14 protein-coding genes and 1 pseudogene are annotated in these 25,483 nt (G+C 72.7%); 12 read left to right on the top strand and 3 right to left on the bottom strand.

Annotated elements, in window-relative coordinates; genetic code table 11:
* The first annotated feature begins 139 nt into the window (after window positions 1–139).
* The 8 genes and pseudogenes from K7G60_RS25545 to K7G60_RS25580 all read left to right on the top strand — a co-directional run bounded on the left by K7G60_RS25545 (window position 140) and on the right by K7G60_RS25580 (window position 16,662).
* On the top strand, window positions 140–706 hold the full coding sequence (locus K7G60_RS25545) for a DUF4291 domain-containing protein (protein WP_225803287.1): 567 nt from the start codon (window positions 140–142) through the stop codon (window positions 704–706).
* A gap of 1,762 nt (window positions 707–2,468) precedes the next feature.
* Window positions 2,469–2,693, top strand: coding sequence for a DUF5133 domain-containing protein (locus K7G60_RS25550; RefSeq protein WP_225803288.1), 225 nt, complete (start codon window positions 2,469–2,471; stop codon window positions 2,691–2,693).
* Window positions 2,694–2,781: 88 nt separating this feature from the next.
* A pseudogene (locus K7G60_RS25555) lies at window positions 2,782–2,934 on the top strand (hypothetical protein); the annotation flags it as partial.
* Between the two features lie 89 nt (window positions 2,935–3,023).
* Window positions 3,024–4,217 carry a polysaccharide pyruvyl transferase family protein gene (locus K7G60_RS25560; protein WP_374115683.1) on the top strand — a complete coding sequence of 398 codons (1,194 nt, stop codon included), beginning with the start codon at window positions 3,024–3,026 and terminating at the stop codon, window positions 4,215–4,217.
* Between the two features lie 30 nt (window positions 4,218–4,247).
* Window positions 4,248–5,657 (top strand): FAD-dependent oxidoreductase, encoded by a 1,410-nt coding sequence (locus K7G60_RS25565; RefSeq protein WP_225803289.1) that lies wholly within the window; start codon window positions 4,248–4,250, stop codon window positions 5,655–5,657.
* Window positions 5,658–6,158: 501 nt separating this feature from the next.
* The gene (locus tag K7G60_RS25570; protein WP_225803290.1) at window positions 6,159–14,894 is read left to right on the top strand and encodes a SpvB/TcaC N-terminal domain-containing protein; all 8,736 of its coding nucleotides are present in this window, start codon (window positions 6,159–6,161) and stop codon (window positions 14,892–14,894) included.
* Between the two features lie 128 nt (window positions 14,895–15,022).
* On the top strand, window positions 15,023–16,075 hold the full coding sequence (locus K7G60_RS25575) for a YihY/virulence factor BrkB family protein (protein WP_225803291.1): 1,053 nt from the start codon (window positions 15,023–15,025) through the stop codon (window positions 16,073–16,075).
* Window positions 16,076–16,113: 38 nt separating this feature from the next.
* Entirely contained in the window at window positions 16,114–16,662 is a 549-nt protein-coding gene (locus K7G60_RS25580; RefSeq protein ID WP_225803292.1) for a phosphatase PAP2 family protein, read from the top strand.
* 216 nt (window positions 16,663–16,878) lie between these two features.
* Here K7G60_RS25580 and K7G60_RS25585 read toward each other — a convergent pair whose 3' ends face one another.
* Window positions 16,879–17,532, bottom strand: coding sequence for a DUF1326 domain-containing protein (locus K7G60_RS25585; RefSeq protein ID WP_225803293.1), 654 nt, complete (start codon window positions 17,530–17,532; stop codon window positions 16,879–16,881).
* Window positions 17,533–18,089: 557 nt separating this feature from the next.
* Here K7G60_RS25585 and K7G60_RS25590 point away from each other — a divergent pair.
* Genes K7G60_RS25590 through K7G60_RS25600 form a run of 3 tightly spaced genes read left to right on the top strand, consistent with a single transcriptional unit; the run spans window position 18,090 to window position 21,543 of the window.
* Entirely contained in the window at window positions 18,090–19,418 is a 1,329-nt protein-coding gene (locus K7G60_RS25590) for a uracil-xanthine permease family protein (protein ID WP_374115684.1), read from the top strand.
* Window positions 19,415–20,836, top strand: a complete 1,422-nt coding sequence (locus tag K7G60_RS25595; RefSeq protein WP_225803295.1) for an amidohydrolase family protein — start codon at window positions 19,415–19,417, stop codon at window positions 20,834–20,836. Before K7G60_RS25590 ends, K7G60_RS25595 begins: the two co-directional genes overlap by 4 nt.
* Entirely contained in the window at window positions 20,833–21,543 is a 711-nt protein-coding gene (locus K7G60_RS25600; protein ID WP_225803296.1) for a sulfite exporter TauE/SafE family protein, read from the top strand. The genes K7G60_RS25595 and K7G60_RS25600 overlap by 4 nt, the downstream gene beginning before the upstream one ends.
* Window positions 21,544–21,609: 66 nt before the next feature.
* Here K7G60_RS25600 and K7G60_RS25605 read toward each other — a convergent pair whose 3' ends face one another.
* Window positions 21,610–22,668: a substrate-binding domain-containing protein gene (locus K7G60_RS25605; protein ID WP_225803297.1), complete on the bottom strand. Its 1,059-nt coding sequence runs from the start codon at window positions 22,666–22,668 to the stop codon at window positions 21,610–21,612.
* A 391-nt stretch (window positions 22,669–23,059) separates the two neighbouring features.
* Here K7G60_RS25605 and K7G60_RS25610 point away from each other — a divergent pair, with 391 nt between their 5' ends.
* Window positions 23,060–23,878, top strand: coding sequence for an SDR family NAD(P)-dependent oxidoreductase (locus K7G60_RS25610; RefSeq protein WP_225803298.1), 819 nt, complete (start codon window positions 23,060–23,062; stop codon window positions 23,876–23,878).
* Window positions 23,879–23,969: 91 nt separating this feature from the next.
* Here K7G60_RS25610 and K7G60_RS25615 read toward each other — a convergent pair whose 3' ends face one another.
* Window positions 23,970–25,190, bottom strand: coding sequence for a hypothetical protein (locus K7G60_RS25615; protein ID WP_225803299.1), 1,221 nt, complete (start codon window positions 25,188–25,190; stop codon window positions 23,970–23,972).
* Window positions 25,191–25,483 lie beyond the last annotated feature (293 nt).

Genomic DNA, 25,483 nt, shown 5'->3' on the forward strand with positions numbered 1-25,483 from the left:
CTCGCGGTTCGCTACGAGGCGACCGTCCTCGTCGCGGCCGTCAACGAGTGGCTTTGAGCAGCGCGTTCGAACCGACCCCGGGGGCGGTAAGGCAAAATTGGCTCGTCGCGCCGGCGGACCGGATGGCAGGGTGCGACGCATGGCGCCCCAGTATCAGATTCGTGCCGACTACGACGCTCGCACGATCGTGGTCTACCAGGCGTATTCGCCTGCCATCGCTGACGCGGCACTGCGGGCGGGCCACTTCGTTGCGCCGTTCTCGTTCCACCGAATGACGTGGATCAAGCCGTCGTTCATGTGGCTGATGCACCGCAGCAACTGGGCCCGCAAGCCCGGCCAGGAACGTGTTCTCGCGGTGCGGATCACTCGGGAGGGCTGGGAGGAGGCCCTGTCCCAGGCCGTGCTGACGACCGCCGACCCGGCGGAGGTGGCCCAGGCAGCCGTACATGTCCAGTGGGACCCGGAGCGCTCGCCGCGCGGAGCGGCACTGAACCACTACAGCATCCAGGTCGGTATCGGCCGCCACCTGATCCGCACGTTCACCGACGACTGGATCGTCGGTCTCACCGACCTCACCCCCCGGATTCGCAAGGCCTCAGCACTGATACAAACCGGGCACTTCACCAAGGCACAGCGGCTGTTTCCTGCGGAGCGCGCCTACCCGATGCCCCGGACGCTGGAAGCTGTCGTTTCCCCAGGCAGATGACGGCGGGCCGGTAAGGGTCCGCCTACGGCCCCCGTACTACGAGCACTTTCGATACACGGCCTGACGAGCTCGTGCACCGCCTACCGTGCACGAGCTCGTCAGTAGGGCGAGCGGCATGGCAGCCCCTTGCGGAATTGCTTGAACGAGCGCTTTGCGTGCCTCTGCGACAGTTGCGTGCGCGCCATATGTCGAAGCGCGGGTAGGTGGTGTGATCCGGAGGGTGTCGGCTGCGGGCGAAGCCCGCTCGCCGCGGCGCGAACGGGGGCATCGGTGGGGACTCGCCGGTAGGCAGCCGGGCTCCCCGCATGGCGTGGACCATCCCGGGGATGCCCCCTGCCGCCGAACGAGGAGAAGAGTGCCGCCCGTGCCCACACGGCGCACGGCTGCGGTCGCCGCCCCCTGCCCGTCCGGGCAGAGCGGCACCTGCCTCTGCACCGTGGGCGGTCAGGGCGCCGTGAACGGACCTCCCCTGGGCGGCGTCCAGTCGTACAACCCCGTCTCGAACCTCTGGACGGACCTGCCCCGCTGCCGACCCCCCGCTTCGGCCTCTTCGCGACACTCCTGTCCTGGCGTGCCTGACGGCGGCTGGGGAGTGACACGGTCAAGAGGGGAACTTCTCGCAGTCGGCGGTGGTGGAAGGAAACCCGTACCGCTCGTCACGGAGGTCCGGCGCCGTGGAGGCACGGCGCTGATCAGCACCGACGGAGACCTCGACGCGGCAGCCGCCCCGGTACTCCAGCGGGCACTGGGCTGGGTCGTCGTACCGGGCGAGATCGCGTTCGTACAGAGCAGGTGGCGGTGGCGTCCCGTCATGAGGGTGATCACCGCGACACGCACGTGCCGCTCCCGCCCGTTCGCGAGGCGGCGGCCGGATCCGCGTGCGCGTCCGGGCCCGTGCGCGGATCCGGCGAGGCCGGGCGGTCCGGCAGCCGGGCGGCCCGCTCCGCTCCGTCACCGGGGCCCCGCAAGCCCCACCGTTCGCCGCCGGTCCGTACGGCTTCGTCCAGCGGAGCAGACCGGCACATTCCCTCGGCTTGGCCCGGCGGTCCCGTACGGGTGGCCGGTCCGCCCGCCGCCAGGGCGCGGGCGGCGGCGTGCCGTTCGCCGTGCGGCCGGGACTGCGGAACGATCACGGGGACCGTGAGCGGCACGCACTCGGTCACGCGTCCTGTCGGCTCCCGCCCGGTCGTTCCGGCGCCCTGGGCCCAGCACTCGTGCCCCTCGCCACGGAACGCGCGCACGAGACCGCCGCACAGAGGCCGCACGGCCCGCGACCCGATGGCCGTACGGCCGCGACCCGATGGTCGTGCGGCCGCCTCGCCCGCGCCTCCCGTAACGCCGAATGGCGGAACACCGGTGGAAACCTTCAGCTCTCCCTGCGCGCGGTCACCGGTGAGAGCGGGGGCATTGCCGCGTGTCCGGTCTGTGACCTGGATCGGAGCCGAGTGGCGAACACCGGTACGGACGGCGACCCGAAGAAAATCCCGCGCACCACGGTCGCGCGAGATCCGGCATCTGTCCGTCGTCTGCCCGGCATCTACCGGTGCTCGACGGCCAAGACCCGGGGTCGGCGTGGTCTCCCGGACCGGCGCAACCCGTGCGCCGTCCCGTGCGAAGGCCGACACTCTGTCTCGGGCCCCGTCCACCGGCTGGAAGCCACCTGTTCCGGCCTCTGACCCGAACCACGCGGTTACCGCCGCGCGCCTGGGGCAGACGAGCGGCACGGGGCGCATGTCCCCCATTCGGAGCAAGGAGACGGCTGATGCTGATGGCACATCCCACGGTGCTGAAGAACCTCATCGAACAGTACGAGACGCTCCTTCTGCACGCGGAGGACGGCTCCGCCGAAGCACGCCGGCGGATGGAAGACGTCACCTACACCCTGTGCGTGTCCACCGGCACCCGCGACATCGACACCGCGCTGGCCACTGCCCGCCGTCAGCTGTCCGGCACCGACTCCGGGAGCGGTTTCGCACTCGTCGGCTGACGCAAAGCGGCTGACGGAAAGCGGTTGACGGAAAGCCCGTGGGCGGGCGCGCTGGGCGTCGAAGGCCGGTGGGGGGAAACGCCCGGCTCGTCCGTGGATCGCCCGGCGCCCGTACGGCCACTGCCGCCTCCCCGGGCCGAAGGGCCCGCGCACCGAGCCCTGGGTGCTGTGCGGCAGGGGGCACTCCTCACTCGGTCCCAGTGACGCGTACCCACACGGACGGCGCCGCCCGCGTCGGTGACCAGCGCAGGCAGAAGACGAGCTCGCCGATCGAACCGCCCCGAGATGCGTAAATCTCCCGATGGGGTGAACTGGTGGGAGCAACTGCACTTGCTGGAGATCACGAGGGGCGTCATGCGCGACGGCAGGGGTGTGACCGTAGGAGTGCTGGGCTCCTACGGCGGCAAGAACGTGGGCGACGAGGCGATCCTCACCGCCATGCTGGACCGTGTGCAGGGCGCGCGGCCGGACGCCCGCATCGTGGTGTTCTCCCGCGACCCGGACTACAGCCGCGGCGTCCGCCCGGACGTCGAGGTGGTCGGCTGGGAGGGCGTGACGCGGGAGCGGACCTCCGAGCACCTGCGCCGGCTCGACGTCCTCGTCCTCGGCGGCGGGGGCATCCTCTACGACACGGAAGCCCGTCGGTACCTGCGGCTGGTGCGCACCGCCCAGGCCCACGGCGTACCCGTCTTCACGTACGCCGTGGGCGCCGGCCCCCTCACCGACGAGGTCGACCGCGACTGGGTCCGCTCGACCCTCACCGACGCGGCCGCGGTGACGGTCCGCGACGAGGAGTCGAAGCTCGTCCTGGAGGAGGCCGGTCTGGAGCGTCCCATCACGGTGACCGCCGATCCCGCCCTGCTGCTGCGGCCCGGTGACAGCGGGGAGGAACTGCTGAGGGCCGAGGCCGTGCCGCGCGGGGTGCGCCTGGTGGGCATGAGCGTGCGCGAGCCGGGTCGGGCCGCCTCGCACCTCGACGAGCACGGCTACCACCAGCTCCTCGCCCACGTCGGCGACTTCCTCGTCAACCGGCTGGACGCCCACGTCGTGTTCGTGCCCATGGAACGCGACGACATCCGGCACGCGCACGCCGTGGCCTCCCACATGGCCGACGCCGGCGCCTGCACCGTGCTGCGCGGCGCCTCACGCCCGCAACAGGTCCTCGACATCGTCAAGCAGCTGGACCTGGCCATCGGAATGCGACTGCACTTCCTCGTCTTCGCCGCGCTGGCCGGCGTCCCCCTGCTGCCCCTGCCGTACGCGGGGAAGGTCTTCGACTTCGCCCAGCAGATCGGCGCGCCCGCCCTGCGCGGGGTGGCGAGGGAGAACGTCGGCCTGCTGCTCGCCGAGGTGGACCGGCTCTGGGACGAGCGGCCCGCACGGCTGGCCGAGACCGCCGCACGGACGGCGGCCATGCGGATGCGGGCCGACCGGACCGCCGAGCGCTTCCTGACCTATCTGGAGACCATCGCCCCGTCGCCCGTGCTGCCCGGCCCGCCGACGACCGCGGCCCCCGTCGGCTGAGCCCCGCCCGCCCCGGCCCCAGGAGGACCCGTGACCTACCTGATCGCGCCCCGCGTACCCCGGCACGTGGAGCTGCCCCCACGGCAGGCCCTGCACGGAGGCAGCACGCAGGTGCTGGTCGTCGGCGGCGGACCGGCCGGAATCGGGGCGGCCATCGGCGCCGCCAACGCGGGTGCCCAGGTCATCCTCGTGGAGCGGTACGGGTTCCTCGGCGGCAATGCCACCGCCGCGCTCGTCATGCCGCTGATGAGTTTTCACAACGAGGTCAAGCAGGCCGTCGCGCGGGACACCGCCCGCCTGCTGCCGCCCGACCACGGCGAGGGCGAACCGGTCGTCGGAGGCGTCCTGTGGATGCTGCTCGACCAGTTGGTGCACGCCGGGGCGGCGATCCGCCCGTCGGTCGAGACCGGCTACACGGTGCCGTTCGACGCGGAGCTGTTCAAGCTGGTCGCGTACGACCTGCTGGAGAAGCACGAGGTGCGCACCCTGCTCCACGCCTTCGCCTCCGGGGTCGCCCCGCACCCCGAGCACGCCCGTGCGGTGTTCGAGACGAAGTCGGGACCGGTCGTCATCGACGCCGACGTGATCGTCGACTGCACCGGTGACGGTGACATCGCCGCCGCGGCCGGGGCGGAGTACGAGATCGGCCGCCCCGAGGACGGCTGGACGCAGCCCATGACGCTGATGTTCCGGATGGTGCGCTTCGACCAGGAGGAGTTCGCCGGGTACGCCCGCGCCCACCCGGACCAGTGGAAGGGCGTGCACGGCCTGTGGGACCTCGTCCGCGCCGCCACCGACGCGGGCGAGCTGGACCTGCCCCGCGAGGACATCCTCTTCTTCGCCACCCCGAACGACGGCGAGGTCGCGGTCAACTCCACCCGCGTCACCGAGGTGCTGGGAACCAGCGTGTGGGACCTCACCCGCGCCGAGTTCACCGCCCACCGTCAGATGGAGCAGATCTCCCGCTTCCTGCGCAGCCGCGTGCCCGGTTTCGAGCGGTCGTACGTCGTGCAGAGCGGCGTGCAGGTCGGGGTCCGCGAAACCCGCCGGATCGCGGGCGAGTACGAGCTCACGGGCGAGGACGTGCTGGGCGCGCGCAAGTTCGACGACGTCGTGGCCCGGGGGGCCTACCCGGTGGACATCCACAACCCGAGCGGCCGCGGCACCGTGCTGCGGAGGCTGCCGCGCGGAGAGTCGTACGACATCCCGCTGCGGTGTCTGATGCCCCGGGGCCTGGACAGGATCCTGGTCGCCGGCCGGTGCATCTCCGGCGACCACGTGGCCCACTCCTCGTACCGCGTGATGCCCATCTCGGTCGCCACCGGGCAGGCCGCCGGTGTCTGCGCGGCCCTCGCGTCCGCCCAGGGCGGCCTGCCCCGTGACGTCCCGGTCCGTGCGGTCCAGCAGGAACTGCGGGCCCAGGGCGCCAGCCTGGGCTGAGGCCCATCGGCGACGGCTGATCGCGAGCCATGTTTCGGTGGCCCCACGAGCCCCACGAGCCCCACGAGCCCCACGAGCCCCACTGGCCACCCGTCACCGGCACCCGGGCATGGACTCCGACCGTGTCCGTGCTCCGGGACGGGGCCACGCGCAGGTGTCGCCGGGGCGCGTCGGTTGATCCGGGGCCGGGGGCACGCCGCTTCGTGTGAGCCGACGGCAACCGATCGGGCGGGGGACCTCCTGCGGTCTGCCGAGCGACTGCCTTGAGACGCGGGAGCGGCGACTGCCCGCCGGGCGGTCCTCACCCGTGAGGCCATGCGCGATTCCCTCGTGGGGATCCGCCAAACCACGCGAACGAGTGAATCGAAGACGCATACAACTCCTTTACGTACTGGCTCATTTGTGGCTGTGCTGTGTGCGACGCGGCGAGGAGGATGTGGCTGCTTTGTGGGCCGTTGCAGTTCAAGCCGTGTGACGCGTGAAGGGTCGGGGGCGAGACCGATGACCGGTGGGGTACGGAGACATCGCTGGGCGTACAGATTTCGGCGGGCCCCATGGGCCCGCGGCCGGGGGCCGGCGCTGCTGCTGGCCCTCGCGCTGCCGGTGTCGCTGGTCTCGGCCAGTGGCCTGACCGACTCGCCGCGCACGGCGCCGGTGGCAGCCGTCGTGCCGGCGCTCGGCGGCTGTGTGCCGGGCAAGGAGGCCGGGACCAAGAACGCGGCCGCGCGGCCGTCGACGACCTGGATCACCCCCGGCACCGGGGTGACCAAGACCGTCGCACGTGACGGCGCCGAGGTGACGCTCGCGCCCCAGGCGGTCTCCGAACCCACCGAAGTCGGCATCGAGCCGCTGGACGAGACCTCCCTGCCGGGCCTCGGCGCCGGCATGGAGAACGTCACCAAGGGGCCGGAGGGCTACCGCTTCACCCCCACTCCGCACACCTTCGAGACGGGCATCACCGTCTCCCTGCCGTACGACCCCGACGCACTGAAGAGCTCCGGGCACACCCCGGGCGACATCCGGACCTTCTACTTCGACGAGGCCGGCACCTGCTGGCGGGCCCTTGAGCGGATCTCCGTCGACGAGGACGAGCAGGTCGTCGTCTCGCGCACGGACCACTTCACCGACATGGTGAACGCCGTGGTCACCGCCCCCGAGGGCCCCGAACAGGTCTCCTCGGACCCCAACCAGATCAAGAACATCCAGGCCGCCTCCCCGGTCACCGGCGTGAACCAGATGGCGGCCCCCGCCGCCAACAACCAGGGCGACGCCCGGCTCTCGTACCCGCTCGAACTCCCCGAGGGGCGGACCGGCCTGGCGCCCTCGCTGGCGGTGGAGTACACCTCGTCGGCCGCCGAAAGCTGGCTCGGCACCGGCTGGGACCTGTCCGTCCCGTCGATCTCCGTCGAGACCCGCTGGGGCGTGCCGCGTTACGACGCGGCACGCGAGACCGAGACGTACCTCATGGGCGGCGATCAGCTGACGCCCCTGGCCCACCGCGGCACGCCCGGCCCCCGGAGCACCGGCGACAAGGTCTTCCACGCGCGGATCGAGGGCGGCTTCGACCGCATCGTGCGCACCGGGACCTCACCGGCCACCTACGGCTGGGAGGTCACCGACAAGTCCGGTGTGCGCTACCTGTACGGAGGCGAGGGCGCCACGCTCGCCGACGACGCGGGCAACATCTTCTCCTGGGCCCTGCGCGAGGTCCGCGACCCGCACGGCAACACCGTGCGCTACTCCTACGCCCTGGTCCGCGACGCGGGTGTGGCGGGCGGCACCGTCGCCGGCCGCAACCTGTACGTCCAGAAGATCGCGTACACCGGGCACGGGGACACCGACGGGCCCTACACGGTGACGTTCGTCCGCGACCGGGAACGGGGCGAGGCCCGGCGGCCCGACGTGTCCATCGACGCCCGCGGCGGGTTCAAGCGGGTCACCGCCGACCTGCTGCGCCGGATCGACGTCCGCTTCCAGGACAAGCCCGTCCGCTCCTACGAACTCGCCTACACCACCGGCGCGTTCGACAAGACCCTCCTGGAGTCCATCGCCCAGCTCGGTGCGGACGGCAAGGAGTTCAACCGGCACCGGTTCGAGTACTTCGACGACATCCGCGACGCGAAGGGCGCCTACGAGGCCTTCGCCAAGGTGAACTGGACCTCGCCGGACGACGACGTCCGCAACGGCGCGGTCAACGGCGTGAAGCCGGGGGCCGGCGAGGCGGGCGCCCTGCACGGCAACACCTCCAAGAGCGTCGGCGGCCACCTCTACGTCGGATACGGCGCCAAGCCCTCCAAGAACGGCTCCGTCGGCGTCAAGGCCGGCTACAGCAGGTCCGGAGACGAGGGGCTCCTCTCCCTGGTCGACGTCGACGGCGACAGCCTGCCGGACAAGGTGTTCAAGCACGGCGGGGGCTTCGTCTTCCGCAAGAACCTCTCCCGGCCGGGCGGCGAGCCGAGGTTCGCCTCCACCACCACCCCACTGCGCAACCTTCCGGGCATCCTCAGCGAGTCCGCCAACTCCCTCACCGTCGGCATCGAGGGCTACCTCGGCGTGGCGGCGCAGCTCGACTACGTCGACACCGTCTCCACCACCCGGCGCTACTTCAGCGACGTCAACTCCGACGGCGTCGTGGACCTCGTCGACGGCTCGTCCGTGCGCTTCGGCCGCGTCGACGCCGACGGCGCCGTCGAGTACGGCCCCGCCTCGCGGACCCCGGTGCCGATCGGCGCCGGTCAGGTCGACACCGACGGGCTGCTGCCCGACTACGCGGCCGAACGCGAGCGGCGCATCGACTCCTCTCCGCTGGTGGACACCCTGCGCCGGTGGACGGCGCCCTACGACGGCACCGTCCGCGTCACCGGCACCGTCGCGCTCCGGGAGGGCGGCGAGCAGCCGGAGTTCTCCCAGCCCGACGGCGTACGCGTCGCCGTGCAGCACGAGGGCAGCGAGCTGTGGTCCCGGCGCATCGAGACCGGCGACGACACCGCGTACACCCCCCAGGGCGTCGACGCCATCGAGGTCAAGCGCGGCGAACGCCTCTATTTCCGCGTCGGCTCCGTCTTCGACGGCGCCGGTGACGAGGTCGCCTGGGACCCCACGGTCACCTACACCGGCTTCGAGGCCACCGACGCCAACGGGCTGCCGCTGCACTCCTACACGGCGTCGAAGGACTTCACCCTGGCCGGCCGCGACGGCAGCGTCGAGGCCCCGGTCGACGGCACCCTCCGGCTGACCGGCGACGTGACGAAGAACGCCGCGACCACCGACGACGTCACCGTCCAGATCCTCCGGGCCGGCACCCCGGTCGTCGAGAAGGCCATCGGCGCCGCCGAGACCGGCACCTTCCCGGCCGGCGCCACGATCGACGTCACCAAGGGCCAGAAGCTCCAGTGGCGGATCCTCTCCGACTCACCGGTCGACGTCACCGCCCTGGAATGGGCGCCGCTCGCCCGCTACACCGAGGCCGTGGGCGTGACCGCGGCGGCCGGCGACGCCGCCCAGCCGCTCCAGTTCCGGCCCCCGTACGACATCGACACCTACGTGCCGTCCGGGCCGTCCGGCGTCCAGCAGCCCGTCACGTCGCCCGGAGGCACCTTCACCGTCACCGCGTACGTGACGGCGGCCGAGAACACCACGGGCCGGCTGGTGCTCACCGTCAAGAAGCGCGGGGCGCTCCTCGCGAAGCGGGCCTTCGACATCGGCGACAAGCCGTCCGTCGAGGTGACGGCCGACGCCGGCGAAGCCCTGTACGTCGACGTCACCGCGGCCTCGCCCGAGCCGGCCGCGAAGATCCTGAGCGCCGACGTCGCCGTGAACGGCGGCCCGCTCGTGCCCGCCACCGTGCAGGCCCCCACCGCCGAAGGCGTCTTCGGGCGCCTGTACCGCGGCTGGTCGTACGCCGGCTACAACGGCAACCGCGACCGCGCCACGCAGCCGGTCAGGCAGGACGACCTCACCGAGGAGAAGATCAAGGAGAGCCTGCCCTCCGACGTCGACCCGGCCCGGGACAGGGAGGCCTTCGAGAACGACCCGAAGATCACCCCGCCCACCGCCGTGCCCTTCGCCCCGGACGCCGAGCACGGCCGCTGGGGCTCGGGGGAGCACACCTGGGCGGCGGCCTCCACCGCCTCCAGCTCGCGGTTCGGCGGCCAGAGCATCGGCCTGCCCACCGCCGCGTCCCTGGCCTCCGCGCACGCCGTACCCCGCATGTCCCACTCGAAGGGCATCTCGCTGACCGGCTCGGTCGGCGGCGGCGTCGGCAGCGTCGGCGGCAGCGTCGCCCTGGGCACCTCCCGCGGCGAGCTCGACTACCTCGACATGAACGGCGACGGCTTCCCGGACGTCGTCGGCGCGGGCGGCGTCCAGTACACCGACCCGACCGGCGTCCTCGGCGCCACCCGCGGCTCCGTCCCTGGCGGCGCGGTGCGCGCCTCCGACACCCGCAGCGGCAACGCCAGCGCGGGCAGCGCGGCCCGCACCATCGCCACCGGCCGGGGCCAGGCCGCCCCGCCCGGCTGGGGCACCGCGGACACCTCCTCCGCCGGCAACGACATGCCCCCGCTCGGCATCGGCGGCAACCTCGGCGGCAACCGCGCCGACGCCTCGTACGACCTGATCGACATCAACGGCGACAGCCTGCCCGACCGGGCGTACGAGGACGGCCGCGTCGCCCTCAACCTCGGCTACCGCTTCGCCGCGCCCGAACCGTGGCCCGGCGGGAAGATCAACGAGGGCCACGGCTCCACCGCCGGCCTGAACATCGGCTTCAACACCGACTTCTACGGCTTCGGCGGCGGCGCCTCCTTCCAGCAGCAGTCCTCCTCGACGAAGAGCTCCCTCGCCGACCTCAACGGTGACGGCCGCGTCGACCGCGTCCTCGCCGGCAATCCGGTGCGGGTCGCGCTCAACACCGGCTCCGGCTTCGCCGACCCCGTCCCCTTCCACGGTTCCCTGGACGGGATCAACGCCGATTCCAACGCCCAGCTCGGCGGCGGCGTCTACTTCACCGTGCCCATCTGCTTCGTCGTCGGCTGCCTGATCATCAACCCGGGCGTCAACGTGTCCACCGGCGCCTCGCGCGCCGAGCAGATGATCCGCGACATCGACGGTGACGGACTCGCCGACCACCTGGCCTCCGGCAAGGACGACGAGCTGGTCGTCGCCGCCAACCGCACCGGCCGCACCAACCTGCTCAAGAACGTGACGCGGCCGCTCGGTTCACGCATCGACCTGAGCTACTCGCGCGACGGCAACACCTACGACCAGCCCGGTTCCCGCTGGCTGCTCACCGGCACCCGGGTCCACGACGGCCTGCCCGGAGACGGGCCCGACACCCAGGCGTTCTCCTTCGCCTACGAGAACGGCAAGTACGACCGCCTGGAGCGCGAGTTCCTCGGCTACGGCACCGTCACCAGCACCCAGCTGGCCGAGGGCGACAAGCCGTACCGGAACACCGTCCGTGAGTTCGACACCCGGAGCCACGCCGTCCGCGGCCTGCTCACCCGCGAAGCGGTCACCGACGCCAAGGGCGCCCTGTTCACCGAGACCCGCAACACCTACACCCCGCGGCCGGTGTTCACCGGCTCGGTCTTCCCGCAGCTGACGCGCACCGAGGCCCGCTGGTACGACGGCGAGGGCGGCACCACCCCGCGCAAGTCCACGTCCACCGAGATGAGCTACGACGACCTCGGCAACCTGGTGCGCAAGGTCGACCACGGCGAAGCCGGCGCCGCCGACGACGTCGAGACGAAGACCGTCTACACCGCCTGCACCGACACCCACATCGTCGGCATCGGCCGGACGGTGGAGGTCCGCGGCGGCGGGAAGCCGATGCGCTCGCGCGACGCCGAGGTCGACTGCACCACCGGCGACGTCACCCGGCACACCGCCCACCTGGAGGGCGACGCCGAAGCCGTCACCGACCTGGCGTACAACCCCGACGGCACCCTCAGGTCGATCACCTCGCCCGAGAACCACCGGGGCCAGCGCTACCGGCGCGCCTACACCTACGACGAGCCGACCGGCACCCACGCCACCTCGATCGAGGACAGCTTCGGCTACCGCTCCACCGCCTCGTACGACCTGCGCTTCGGACTGCAGACCGAGTCCACCGACATCAACGGCCGGAAGACCGTGTCGGAGTACGACGCGCTGGGCCGCCTGACCGCCGTGACCGGCCCGCACGACCAGGGCGCCGGACGACCCACGATCGCCTTCGGCTACCACCCCGACGCGTCCGTCCCGTACGCGGTCACCCGCCATCTGGACCGGGACGCCACGGGGGCGGTGAAGGACGACACGATCGACACCGTCACCTTCACCGACGGAGTGGGCCGCGTCGTCCAGACGAAGAAGGACGCCACCGTCGGCGGCAAGGACGTGATGACGGTCTCCGGCCGTCTCGTCCTCGACGCGCTGGGCCGCACGGTCGAGCAGTACTACCCGCTCACCGAGCCCAAGGGCGACACCGGCACCGTCTTCAACACCGCGTTCGACACCGTCCGTCCCACCACCCACACCTACGACGTCCTCGACCGCCGACTGCGCACCGTGCTGCCGGACGGCACCTCCACCTCGGTGGCGTACGGCTTCGGCGAGGACCGCGCGGGCGCGACGCAGTTCGAGACCGTCTCCACCGACGCCAAGGGCAACCGCACCACCGCCTACAGCGACGTGCGGGAACAGCAGACCGCCATCCGCGAACCCGGGGCGAAGACCGGCGACGCGCCGATCTGGACCAGCTACGCCTACGACCCGCTGGGCGAGGTCCTCGAGGTCACCGACGACCACGGCAACGTCACCACCTCCGCCTACGACAACCTGGGCCGCCGCACCGTCGTCGACTCTCCGGACGCCGGGCGCACCGTCACCGGCTACGACCCGGCCGGCAACGTGGTCCGGCAGCAGACCGCCAACCTGGCCGCCAAGGGCCAGGCCATCACCTACACCTACGACTTCGACCGCGTGACCGCGATCAGCCACCCCGTCTTCACCGGCAACGACGTCCGCTACACCTACGGCGCGCCCGGCGCGGAGCACAACGCCGCCGGCCGGGTCACCAGGATCGAGGACGCAGGCGGCGAGGTGACACGGCAGTACGGTCCGCTCGGCGAGGTCACCGAGGAGACCCGCACCCTCCCGGGCCCCGGCCCGCACGTGCGCACCTTCACCACCGCCTACCGCTACGACAGCTTCAACCGCATGCTGTCCCTCACCTACCCCGACGGCGAACGGCTGTCCTACACCTATGACAGCGGCGGCCAGGTCAGCGCCGCGGCCGGCACGAAGAACGGCTTCGACTACGCGTACGTCCGGTCGATCACGTACGACAAGTTCGGCGACCGCGCCGCACTGGAACTCGGCAACGGCACCCGCACCACCTTCACCTACGGCGCCGAGGACCGCCGCCTGGCCACCCTCACGTCCACCCTGCCGACCGGGTCCGCCTTCCAGGACCTCGCCTACGCGTACGACGCCAACGGCAACCTCACCGGCCAGAAGAACGACACCCGGCTCCCGGCCGAGACCCCCAAGCTGGGCGGCCCCACGGAGCAGACCTACACGTACGACAACCTGAACCGGCTGACCGGCGCCACCGGATCCTTCCAGTTCATGGCGAACAAGACCGACCGCTACACCTACTCCACGTCGTACGACACGATCGGCAACATCACCGCCAAGGACCAGCACCACGGCATCGTCGTGGGCGGCGGCCACGAACAGGTCCAGAAGAACACGACGTACGGGCACTCCTACACGTACAGCGCCTCCCGCCCGCACGCACCGTCCGTCATGGGCCGGCAGACCCTCGCCTACGACGCGAACGGCAACCTGACCGACAGCGTGTCGTCCGCGCCCGGCAAGCCGCGCCGCCAGCAGATCTGGGACGAGGAGAACCGCCTCGCCTGCGTCCACGACACGTCCAAGAACCAGGACCAGGCCCAGGACCCGTCCTCCTGCAACCAGCCCGGCAAGCCCCCGTCGGTCCGCTTCACCTACGACGACCAGGGCACCCGGATCGTCAAGGACGGCGCCCAGACCACCCTCTACCCGAACCAGTTCTACACGGCACGCAACCAGACCGAGTTCAAGCACGTGTACGCGGGCGGCGTGCGCATCGCCACCAAGACCTCGAAGCCGGGCAACGCCTACGAGAAGGACCAGTTCTTCTTCCACGGCGACCACCTGGGGTCGGCCAACTTCGGCACGGACGGCTCCGGCCGGCTCGCCGAGCACCTGGACTACTTCCCGTCCGGGGAGACCTGGGTCGACGAACACCCCGGCGAGAAGGACCCGTACGGCTTCACCGGCAAGGAACTCGACCAGGAGACCGGCTACACGTACCACGGCGCCCGCTACTACGACCCGCGCGGCGGCATGTGGGAGTCCACCGACCCCGCTCTGACCGAGTACCTGGACGGCGGGGCCAACGAGGGCGTCCACCAGCCGTCGAACCTGCAACTGTACGGATACGGCTACCAGAACCCGCTCCGCTACACCGACGCCGACGGCCGCGAACCCGGCGAGCCGTTCAACCTGGGCCGGCACCTCCAGGAGAAGTACACCGTCCACCACGACCAGGCGATCGTGATGGCCGCGGCCCAGCTCCAGGCGATGGGCGCGGCGAAGCCCGGCGGCACCTGGCAGGTCTCCATGGACCTCCAGTCCGTCAAGGGCGGCGGCGACCCGCGGAACAGGGTGATCGCGACCGGAGGCAGGGCCGACCTGCTGCTCTGGACGGACACCACGGTCTACGTCTGGGACGCCAAGAACAAGGGCGGCCGGGCCGAGGACTCCGGCGTCGGAGACGTGGAGTGGTACGTCGCCGGCATCACGGCGCAGCTCAGGGCCCAGGGCGACATGCGCCGGGTCGCGGCCGGCTTCGACATCCTTCCGATGACGGCCCCGTCCGCGACCCAGCCCAACACCATGCTCCAGGTCGAGTCGTCGACGAAGCACCCCGGGAAGGGAGTCATCACCTACTCCGCCACCCAGCGTCAACCGCAGACGGTCCCGGTCCCGGTGACCGCGCCCGCACCGCAACAGCGCTCACGCTGGCAGACGGCGGCGAGGTGGGCGGGCGGAGCCGTGCTCGTGCTCGGCGCGGGCGCGCTCGTCGTGGCCACCCTCGCCGAGGACGTGGCGACCGGCGGCGCGGGAGTGGCCGACGACCCCGTCTCCTTCGGAGCGGCCGCCACCATGGCGCGGACGGGCTGGGCCCTCGTCGCACCGTAGGGCGCCTTCCGCACATCAGGAGCCGCCGCACCCGCCCGCCGAGGGCGGGTGCGGCGGCTCCGCCGGGTTCCGGCACTCACCACGCGTTCCCCGTGCATGAGCGAGGCGTGAGGGGAAAGGCGCCGACCATGAAGCCCACAGGAAGAGCCCAGTACGGTGACGCCCGCGGTGACCGCCGGCCGTCAGAGAGTGATCGCACCGAGGGCGCAGGCCCGGAGAGGCAGGTCGAGGAACGGGCACCGGACCGACTGTCGGATCTGCCCAAGCAGTCCTGGAAGGCGGTGCTCCGCGGGACGCTGAAGGAATTCAAGGACGACGAGCTGACCGACCGGGCGGCGGCGCTCACCTACTACGGCGTGCTGGCGCTCTTCCCCGCCCTGCTGGTCCTGGTGTCGCTGCTGGGCGTGGCCGGTGAGTCGGCCACCAGGCAGGTCTTGGACAACCTCCAGAAGCTCACCCCGGGCGCCGCGCGCGATGTGATCAGCAACGCCGTTCAGCAGCTGCAGGGCAACGCCGGCATCGGCTCACTGCTGGCGGTCGTGGGCCTGGCCGTGGCGATCTGGTCGGCCTCCGGGTACGTGGCGGCGTTCATCCGCGCCTCGAACGCCGTCTACGACATGCCCGAGGGCCGTCCGGTGTGGAAGGTGCTGCCGCTGCGCCTCGCCCTGACGGTCACGCTCATGGTCCTCGCCGTCGCCAGCGCGCTGATCGTCGTGTTCACCGGAGGCCTGGCCCAGCAGGTGGGTGCTGCCCTGGGGATCGGCGACACCGCGATGACGGTGTGGTCGATCGCGAAGTGGCCGGTCCTCGTCGTACTGGTCACGATCATGATCGCACTCCTGTACTGGGCCGCTCCGAACGCCAAGGGCCGCGGTTTCAAGTGGGTCACCCCGGGCAGCTTCCTGGCCCTGCTGATCTGGATGATCGCCTCCGCCGGCTTCGCGTTCTACGTCGCGAACTTCGGCTCCTACAACAAGACGTACGGCACCCTGGCGGGCGTGATCGTCTTCCTGGTCTGGTTGTGGATCACCAACCTCGCCGTCCTCCTGGGCCTGGAGTTCGACGCCGAGATGGTCCGCCAGCGCGCGATCGCCGGCGGGCACCCCGCGGACGAGGAGCCGTACGTCGAGCCCCGGGACACGCGGAAGTGGAGCGATGAGGACCGCCGTCGGATGGAGTGAGCGACAGCAGGGGCGGCGAGCCGGGAAGGCGGCAGGACATGAGGATGCCGACTTGGCTGCGGGACGGCGACCATCGGCTGACCCGGCGCATCGCGGCCTGGGACTCCCCGGCCGCGCGCGGGCTGCTGCCCGCGGTCGAGGAAGCGGCCGAACACACGAAGCTGTGGTGGGCCGCGGCGGTCGTGATGGCGGCCGGGGGAGGCCGGAGGGGCCGCGAGGCCGCGGCGGCCGGTCTCCTGGCGATGGCATGGGCGGAGCTGCTGTCCAACGGGGTCGCCAAGCAGCTCGTCGAGCGGCGCAGGCCCCCTGCGGAGTGGATTCCGCACGGTGACGTCACGGACCGGCCGGACAGCTCCTCGTTTCCCTCCGGGCACACCGCCGCCGCTGTGGCGTTCACCGCGGCCGTGGCGCCCGGCTGGCCGTGGGCCGGTGCCGCGTGCGCGGTCCCGACCGCGATGGTGGCGGTCGAACGGGTCCACAGGGGGGCCCACTTTCCTTCCGATGTGGCAGCCGGTGCGGTGATCGGGGCTGCGGCCGCCGCCATGGTGCGCAAGGCGCCCCGCCTCCTTCTCCGTTTCCGGCGATGACCGTGCGCGGTCGGCGGACGACCGCCGGGCCGGGTGGTAAGCGGGTCCGGGGACACCGCCCGGAAGGCGACGAGCGCCGGCGGAAACGGTCCTGGCCGACCTCACGGCAGCCGGCGGAAACCATTCCGACCGGCCTCACGACAGCCCGCGGACCGGGCTCCTGGGGCCCGGAGGGCCCTCGTCGGGGTGCCCTGGTCCTCGTCGAGCCGATTCGGATCAGTCGGGGCCGCTCCAGTCGAAGGGGAAGTGCTTGCTCGACTTCCCGGTGCGTTCCCAGGAGAAGCCGAACGCGTCGGCGCGGTCGGCGGTGGCCCGCCCCCACGTGGCGACCTGCCCCGGCCCCACCTCGGAACCCGGAGCGTTGTGGACCTGGACGCGCGTGCCGTCCGGGGTGGTGGGGCCGGTGAGCGCCTCGGCGGCCGCCGTGACACGGCCGGGGATCTCGGCCCGCCAGCCGGTGAGGTACTCGTCGACCTCCACGTGGATCGGGACCACGTCCATGCCCCGCATCTCGGGGTGGAACATCGCCCCGAACCGGGCCGGCCATCCGCCCGCCTCACCGCCGAAGACGGTCCCGAGCGCGGCGCGCTGCTCGTCGTCGGCGCGTTCGTCGAGGAAGATCGCGGCGTACGGGTCCGTGTGCGTGCCGGCCCACGGGTTGCCCTCGAAGGAGCCGAGCATCAGGACGTTGAGGTCGTCGAGCCGTACGTCGCCGAAGTTGCCCTCCCGGATGTGCCAGACCATGATGCCTTCGCAGTCGCCGTAGGTCGGGGGCTGGGCGAACGTGCAGGGGCAGGGAATGGCGCACTTGCACACGTCGAACCAGTCGCCGGCCAGGTGCCAGGGCGTGCCGGTGGCCTGCTGTGTCATCTCGCTTCCTCCAGCCGAGCTCCGAGGAGCTCACTCGGAGTGGCGAGACCGCGTGTCCCGAGCCCGTTCCCGGGATCGGAGGACGGTCTCCCTTCCAGCTTGCACCTCATGTCCCGGGCGGGAAACCGGCCGGCGCCCGCGGTGGACCACGGTGCCGAGCCCTGCCCGGGGCCCGACGCCGCCGGGCGACGGCCACGCCGACACCCGGCGGGGCACGGGGTACGCGGGCGGGGTACGCGAGGGCTCGGCCGGCCGGTACCCGGAGACACGCCGTCCTCGCGCGCGCTTGCCCGTCGGATCTCTTGACGGCCCGGGCGCGCCCTCACATACTGGCGGCCAAATCGATTTGGCCAAATCGATTTGGCTCCCCGTCCGGGGCCGGATCGCGGCTGAACCACGACGTATCGAACGCCGAACGGAGCTCGAACGTGTCCAGTCCCCGCCCCCGCCCGTCCCTGCCCCCGTCCACGCCCCCCGCTCCGCTCCCGAGCCCGGCCGCGTCGCCGGACGAGGCGACGGACACCCCCCTCGCCGACGGACCTCCGCGCCCGGCGTCGGTGCACCCCGTCGACGAACGCCGTCCGCTCGGCCGGATCCTGCTGTTCGGCGTCCAGCACGTGCTCGTGATGGCCGCCACGCCCATCTCCGCGATCTTCCTGATGAGCGCCACCCTGCGGCTCGACGCCCGGCTGACCGTCGATCTGCTGTCCGCGGCCTTCGTGCTGTCGGGGGTCGGTTCGCTCATCCAGTCGCTCGGCCCCTGGAAGTTCGGGCCCCGACTGCCGTTCGTGATGCTGCCGGGCGGCGCCCCACTCGTGCTGTTCCTTGCCATCGCCGGACAGCACGGCCTGCCGACGGCGTGCGGCGCGGTCGTCCTCACCGCGCTGTTCTCCTTCGTCGTGCTGCCCCTCTTCTCACGGCTGCTCGCGTTCTTCCCCGGCCTGGTGATCGGCACGATGATCGTCATCGTCGGCGTGAACCTGGTGAAGGTGGGCGCCGTCCTGGTCACCGGCCGCCCCGGCGAACCGGGCTTCGCCCAGCCGCAGAACCTCCTGCTCGGCATCGCGACGATCGGCTTCACCGTCGCGTTCTACCTGCTGTTCTCCGGCGTCGTGCGCCAACTCGCCGTCATGCTCGGCCTGCTGGCAGGCACCGCGCTCGCCGCCGCGCTCGGCCGCCTCCCCCTCGGCCACGCCGCCGACGGCGGGCTGCTCAGCCTGCCGCACCTGATGCCCTTCGGCACCCCGCGCTTCGACCTGCTCGCCGCGCTGCCCCTGATGCTCTACAGCCTCGCCTCGATGGCCGAGGCGACCGGCCAGACCGTCATCAACGCACAGGCCGTCGGCAAGGAGATCGACCAGCGCGTCCACGTGCCCAGGACCGTCCGCGGCGACGCCCTCACCTCCCTGTTCGGCGGGTTCTTCGGGCTGCCGCTCATGGTGACCAGCGGCGAGAACATCGGCATCGTCCGGGTCACCGGCGTCCGCAGCCGCTTCGTCACCGCCACCGCCGGCGTCGTCCTCATCGCGATCGGTTTCCTCGCCCCGGTCACCCGGGCGATCAGCGTCATCCCCTCCGCCGTCGTCGGCGGCACCGCGATGGTCGTGTTCGCCGTGATCACCGTGCTCGGCGTCCAGATGCTCGGCCGCTCCGACCTCGACCGGCACACCAGCACCTTCGTCTGCGCCGTCGCCCTCGCCCTCGGCCTGCTGCCGATCCTCGTCCCCGGCGTGTACGGCGGCTTCCCGCCCAACCTCCGCATCCTCCTCGAAAGCGGCGTCGCCGTAGGCGCGTTCGTCGCCGCCGCCCTCAACGTCCTCTTCCACCACGTCCGGCCCGGCGTCGCCGCCCGGCTGACCGGCCTCCGCGCGGAAAGCGACCGATGAACCAGCACACCCCCCTGCGAGACCTGCTCGACCCTCCCGGCCCGCTCCTCCTCGTCCCGGACGCCGTCCTCCTGCCCGAAGGCCCCGTCACCGGCCACGCCGTGGCCGTCACCGGCGGCGTCTTCACCGCGGTGGAACCGGCCGGCGAACTGATCGACCGACACCCGGACACCACCCCCGTACGCCTGCCCGGCCACCTCCTCATGCCCGGCTTCGTCGACGCCCACCACCACCTCACCCAGAGCTTCGGCGCCGCCCTCGCCTTCGGCGAGCCGTCGGAGATCTTCCGCCGGGTGTGGGTGCCGCTGGAGGGCGCGCTGGACGAGGAATCGGCCTACGTGGCCGCCAAGTTGGCCGCGCTCGAAGCACTGCGCGGCGGCTTCACCACCGTCACGGACGCCGGGACCCGCGCGGACGTGGACGTGGACGTGATCGCGGCCGCCACCCGTGACGCCGGCCTCCGCTGCGTCCTGGGCCTCGTCTGCAACGACCAGGGCGGCGCCGCTCCCGCCGGCCCCGGCGTCCTGGAGCGCGCCGAGAAGCACCTCGCACGGTACGAGGGCGATCCCCTGGTGCACGCCTCCCTCGCCGTCTCCATCCCCGAGGCGGCCACCGAGGAGACGTTGCGCCGGACCGCCGCGCTCGCCGCGGCGGCCGGGGCCGTCGTCCAGATCCACGTCAACGAACACCTGGCCGCCGTCGAGCGGTCCCTCCTGACCCACGGCCTGCGGCCGCTGGAGCACCTGCACGCGATCGGCGCGCTCGGACCCCAGCTGCTCGCCGCGCACGCCACCCTGCTCACCCCGCGCGAACTCACCCTGCTCGCCACCACCGGGACCGCCGTGAGCTACAACCCCGTGGCCAGCGCGTGGAAGGGAAACGCCGTCGCGCCCGCCACCGCCATGGCCGAACGCGGCATCCGGTTCGGCCTCGGCACCGACGGCACCCGAGGGGACGGCTTCCGGCTCGCCGAGGCGGCCGAGTTCGCCCAGCGGATCGCCTACGGGCTCGCCGGCGGGGACTCCTCGTGCGGCGCGGGCTGGACCTGGCTGGAGCACGCCACCCGTGGCGGCGCCGACGCCGTGGGCCTGGGCGCGCGCACCGGCACGATCGCCCCGGGCCTGGCGGCCGACTTCCTCCTCGTCGACGTCACCACCCCCGAACTGGCGCTCTCCCACGACCTCCCCTGGGAGCTGGTCCGGCGCGGCAACAGGGACCAGATCACGGCCGTGTTCGTCGCGGGACGCCTCAGAATGTGGTGCGGCGGGCCGGTCGGGTGGGACGGGGCGGCACTGGTCCGGCGCGCCGCCGCGCTGGCCGAGGCGACCGTGTCCCGGGCGGCGATCACCCGCGCGCACCCGACGTCCACCCGGGCCCGCGCGGCCGCGGCCGGCCGGGAACGGAGCACGGCGCGATGACCGGTGAGACCCTGACGGTGCTCGCGCTGACCGTGACCGCCGCCGCCTTCGTCCAGGGCGGCAGCGGCCTGGGCTTCGCGCTGATCGTCGCCCCGGTGGCCGGGATCCTCGACCCCGGACTGCTGCCGGTGTTCGTCCTGGCGTCGATGGTGCCGCTCAACCTGTACGTCGCCTGGCGCGAGCGGGCCTCGCTCGATCTGCGCGGCGCGGGCTGGATCACCGCCGCGCGGCTCGCGGCCACGCCCGCCGGCCTGGCGTTGCTGTGGGTGATCCCGGACCGCCGACTCGGGCTGTACGTGGGCCTCGCGACCGTCCTGGCGGCCGTGGTGAGCCTGGCGGCTCCGGCCTTCACGCCGGGCAGGGCCGCCTACGTCGGTGCGGGCGCGGTGACCGGCCTGACGGAGACGGCGACGGGCGTCGGCGGCCCGCCGCTGGCGCTGGTCTACCAGCACCGGCCGCCGGCCGAGCTGCGCTCGACCGTGGCGGCCTGCTTCCTCGCCGGCGAAGTCGCCTCGCTGGCGCTGCTGTTCGCGACCGGCCGGGGCGACACGGCGGACCTCGGTCTCGCCCTGGCGCTGACGCCCGCGATCGGCGTGGGCGCGTGGCTGAGCCGGCTGGTGCACCACCGGGTCGACGCCCGCAGGATGCGCCTGTTCGTGCTGGTCTTCGCGCTGGTGTCGGGCGTGGTCCTCATGGCGGGCGTCTGACCGGGGCCGCCTCGCGGCTGCCCCCGGCCCCGCCCCGCCCCCCCGGCGGGGCGGTACGGCGGCGGCTCAGTGGCCCGTCGCCGGCGGGGGCGTCCGCAGCGACGACCCGCGCGGGATCACCGTCGGGGGCGGCACCGTCACCACGGCCCCGGCCGGGGTGTCCCCCCGCAACCGTCCGAGCAACAGGTCCACGGCGGCCGCCGCCGCCCGGTCCAGGTGCAGGTCGACGGCGGTCAGCGGCGGCTGCGCGGTGCGGGCCCGCAGACCGTCGTAACGGGTGACGACCATGACGTCGTCCGGGACGGTGCGCCCGCTGTCCCGGACGGCCCGCAGCGCGCCCACGGCGAAGGCGTCGACCAGGGCGCACACCGCGTCGAGGCCGGGGTGCTCGGCGAGCAGGGCGGCGCACCGCTCGTAGCCGGCCTGTTCACCGCCGGCCTCCGGGGCGCTCGCCACGATCGGCTGCCAGCCGTGCTCGGCGGCGAGCCGTTCGTAGGCCGCGCGCGCGTCCACCGACGAGTGCCGCTCGCCGGAACCGACGAGCAGGGCGGGCCGCCTCGCGCCCTGCTCGCGCAGATGGGTCAGGAGCGCCTCGGCGACGGCCGCGCCGTGCAGGTCGACGTACGGGACGGCCTCGTCCGGCGAGACGGGCCGGCCGAGCGCCACGTACGGCAGGCCGCGCTGCCGCAGCCGGGCCGCGGCGGCGTCGCCCACGTCGGGCTCCACGACGATGGCGCCGTCGATGTCGACCGAGTCCAGGGCGGCGCCCGACTGCACGGGCGGTACGAGCACGAGCGCGTAGTCGTGCAGGAGCGCGCTCTCGGCGGCCGCGGCGGCGACCTCCATGTAGAAGCCGAGCCGGGACGGGCCGCCGGCCACCGCGAAGGGCATCGACGAGGCGAGCGCGATCGCCCGGGCCTCGCCGCGCCGCAGCCGCTGGGCCCGCAGGTTGGGGCGGTAACCCAGTTCGGCCGCCACCTGCTTGATGCGTTCACGGGTCCGGGGGTCGACCTTGCCGATCCCGTTGAGGGCGTGCGAGACGGTGGTCCGCGACACCTCCGCCGCACGGGCGACGTCGGCGATCGTCGGCGGTCGCGGGCTCGCTCCGGACCCGGAAGGGGGCATCTGCCGTCGCTCCTCTGGTCGTGCCGCACGGCACGGGGTGGGTGGTGGGTCGTCCTATCTTCGCCGATCTTCGCCGACGTTCAGAGCCGGCGTCGGCCACGCCCCTGGCCGGGCCGCCGTGGTCGGGACGCACGCAGGCGGAGGCGACGACCGTTCCGGCCGCGTCCGCCCCGGCGTCCCGTACCCGCGGCCTCCCGTCCGTGCGGTCGGTCATTTCGCTCTCCCCGTCCGTGATCACCCTCATGATCCGACGTACGGCCCGCCCGGCACCAGACCGCCCCCGGCCGACGCGTCCCGCCGTGCGGTTCGCCGGCCGGCCCGGCCCCGGGCGGCGCGTGCCTAAGATCACCGGGACGGGGACGGCGGACGAGACACGGGAGAGGCGGCGGGCGTGGCGGACGAGCGCGTGTACCTGGTGACCGGGGGCGGGACGGGGATCGGCGCCGCGACCGCGCGGTCGCTGGCCCGGGCGGGACACAAGGTGGCGGTGTCCGGGCGCCGCCCCGAGCCGCTGCGACTGGTCGCCGAGGAGACCGGCGCCCTGCCCGTGCCGTCGGACATCGGGGACCCCGCCGCGGTGGCCTCGCTCGTCGAGACGGTGGTCGGCACGTACGGGCGGCTCGACGGTCTGGTGCTCAACGCCGGCATCGGGCGGGGCGGCGGGGTGGGCGAGGTGACCCCGGAGGACTGGGACGAGGTCATGCGGACCAACCTCACCGGCCCGTTCCTGCTGCTGCGCGCCGCGCTCCCGCACCTGCTCGACGCCCGGGGCGCGGTGGTCGCGGTGGCCTCGGTGTCCGCCCTGCGCAACGGCGTCGGGAACGCCGCCTACGCCACCTCCAAGGCGGCGCTGCTCCAGCTGTGCCGCTCGCTCGCGGTCGACTACGGGGGCGCGGGGCTGCGCGCCAACACCGTGTGCCCGAGCTGGGTGCGCACCGACATGGCGGACCGCCGGATGAACCGGTTCGCCGACGAGGCGGGCCTGGGCGGGGACGGTGTGGAGGCGGCGTACGAGGAGGTGACCCGGGTCCTGCCCGCCGGGCGGCCCGGTGAGCCGCAGGAGGTCGCGGAGGCGATCGCCTGGCTGCTGTCGCCCGCCGCCTCGTTCGTGAACGGTGCGGTGCTCACCGTCGACGGCGGCGCGACCGCGCTCGACCCGGGCACCCTCGGCTTCGAGTTCCGGCTGGAGCCGCGCGTCCCGCGGGCCTGACCGACGGTCACGGCCAGGGGCGGCCGGTCGCGTTCGGCGGACGTCACCGCCCGTGGCGGGCACCGGCGTACGTATGCCCACCGCTCTGCCGTCAGACCCTGTCGGGCTTCTCTCTCCTGCGGCCGTCGGCGGCCAGCAGGGCGATCACCGCGAGCACCGCGAGGAGGATGAGGACGAGGAGCAGGACGGTGAGCACTGTGGGGTGGTTCCACAGGGCGAACAGCAGGGCGACGAGGAGCAGGACGCCGAGGGTCAGCCACTTCCGATGGTCCTGCGTCCAGGTGCCCACGGGCCCGGTGTCGATTCCGTGGCCGCCCCACCACCCGGCCGCCGAGTCGGCGCCGCGCTCGGCGGTGGAGCGGGTGGCGCGGGCCAGTCGGCCCGGGCCGATGAAGTAGGCGCCGAGGGCGATGACGATGCCCAGCACGATCGCGGTGCGCAGGGCGATCCGCAGGAAGTGCAGGAGATGGTCGAAGACGGCTGCCGCGGCCGCCTGGGACTGCACTTGCGGTGGCAGATGGTCCAGGTAGTAGCGGCGGGCGACGACGAGGCCGATGGCCACGACCAGACACGCGAAGGCCGCGCCCAGGGCCGTCTTCGCCAGGGCGCGGCGGCGGCGGTGGGCCAGGAACACCCCGCCCGCCGCGAGCACCACCGTGAGGACGGGCAGCCAGTTCCCGATCACGTCCAGGGCGTGTGCGGCGCCCTGGATCTTCTCCAGCTTGTCGGACTGGAAGAGCACCAGCTGTTTGTCGACCTCCGGGATCTTCTCCGCCGGTTCCAGGCCCGCGTCCACCAGCTCCTGCTTGACCTTGTCCACGGCGGTGCCGACGTCGAGGGTGACCGTGCCCTCCTCGACACCGACCGCGCCGCGGCCCTTGCCGGTCAGGGCGTGCACCACGGCCGTGTGGGCGGCCCGGTTGGCGGTGACCCACACGTTCTCGAAGCGGTCGCTCTCGACGAAGCGGGTGGCCACCTTGTCGGCGGCCGTGTTCACGGCGGCGTCCAGCTGCGGGGCGAGACCCTTGACCGCCTTGGCCGCGCGCGGCGGCAGCCCCTGCGACTGCAGCCAGGCCGCGATCTCGGCGGTGACCTCCTTGCCGTCCACCCGTACGTCCACGGCGTGGACGATCCGGTTGTGCGCGGCGGCCTCGATCGCCGGGTCGGAGGCGAGCGGTTTCATGGTCGCGACGTAGCGGTCGGTGTCGAGGACGATGTCGTGCACCCACACCGTGAGGACGCTGACGGGTACGAGGATGCAGGCGAGGACGATCAGTACCGCCGATGCCGCGCTCCTCAGTGCTCCGGTCATTCGTCCGTCCTCCATGGCCGACTCGGCGTCTGTCGCGGACAGGTGTCCGTTACCCATTTCCGTCGATGCGTCAGCACACGGCATCCCGGACTGCGCCATCAGGAGTCCTGAGGCGGAGCGGCCGGCCCGGATCGACCGCTGGCTCCGCGCTCGGCACCCCGGCTCCGCGCTCGGCACCCCGGCTCCGCGCTCGGCACCCCGGCCCCGTGCGCGGCAAGGTTCCATGACCTTGCGGTGCGCCCCGCCCTCACTCGTCAGGACGCCGGCCTCCGAGGTGCCGGCGGCCGTGAAGG

Origin of the sequence: Streptomyces sp. NK15101 (assembly GCF_020400725.1) — a bacterium.
In the GTDB taxonomy this organism is placed as follows: domain Bacteria; phylum Actinomycetota; class Actinomycetes; order Streptomycetales; family Streptomycetaceae; genus Streptomyces.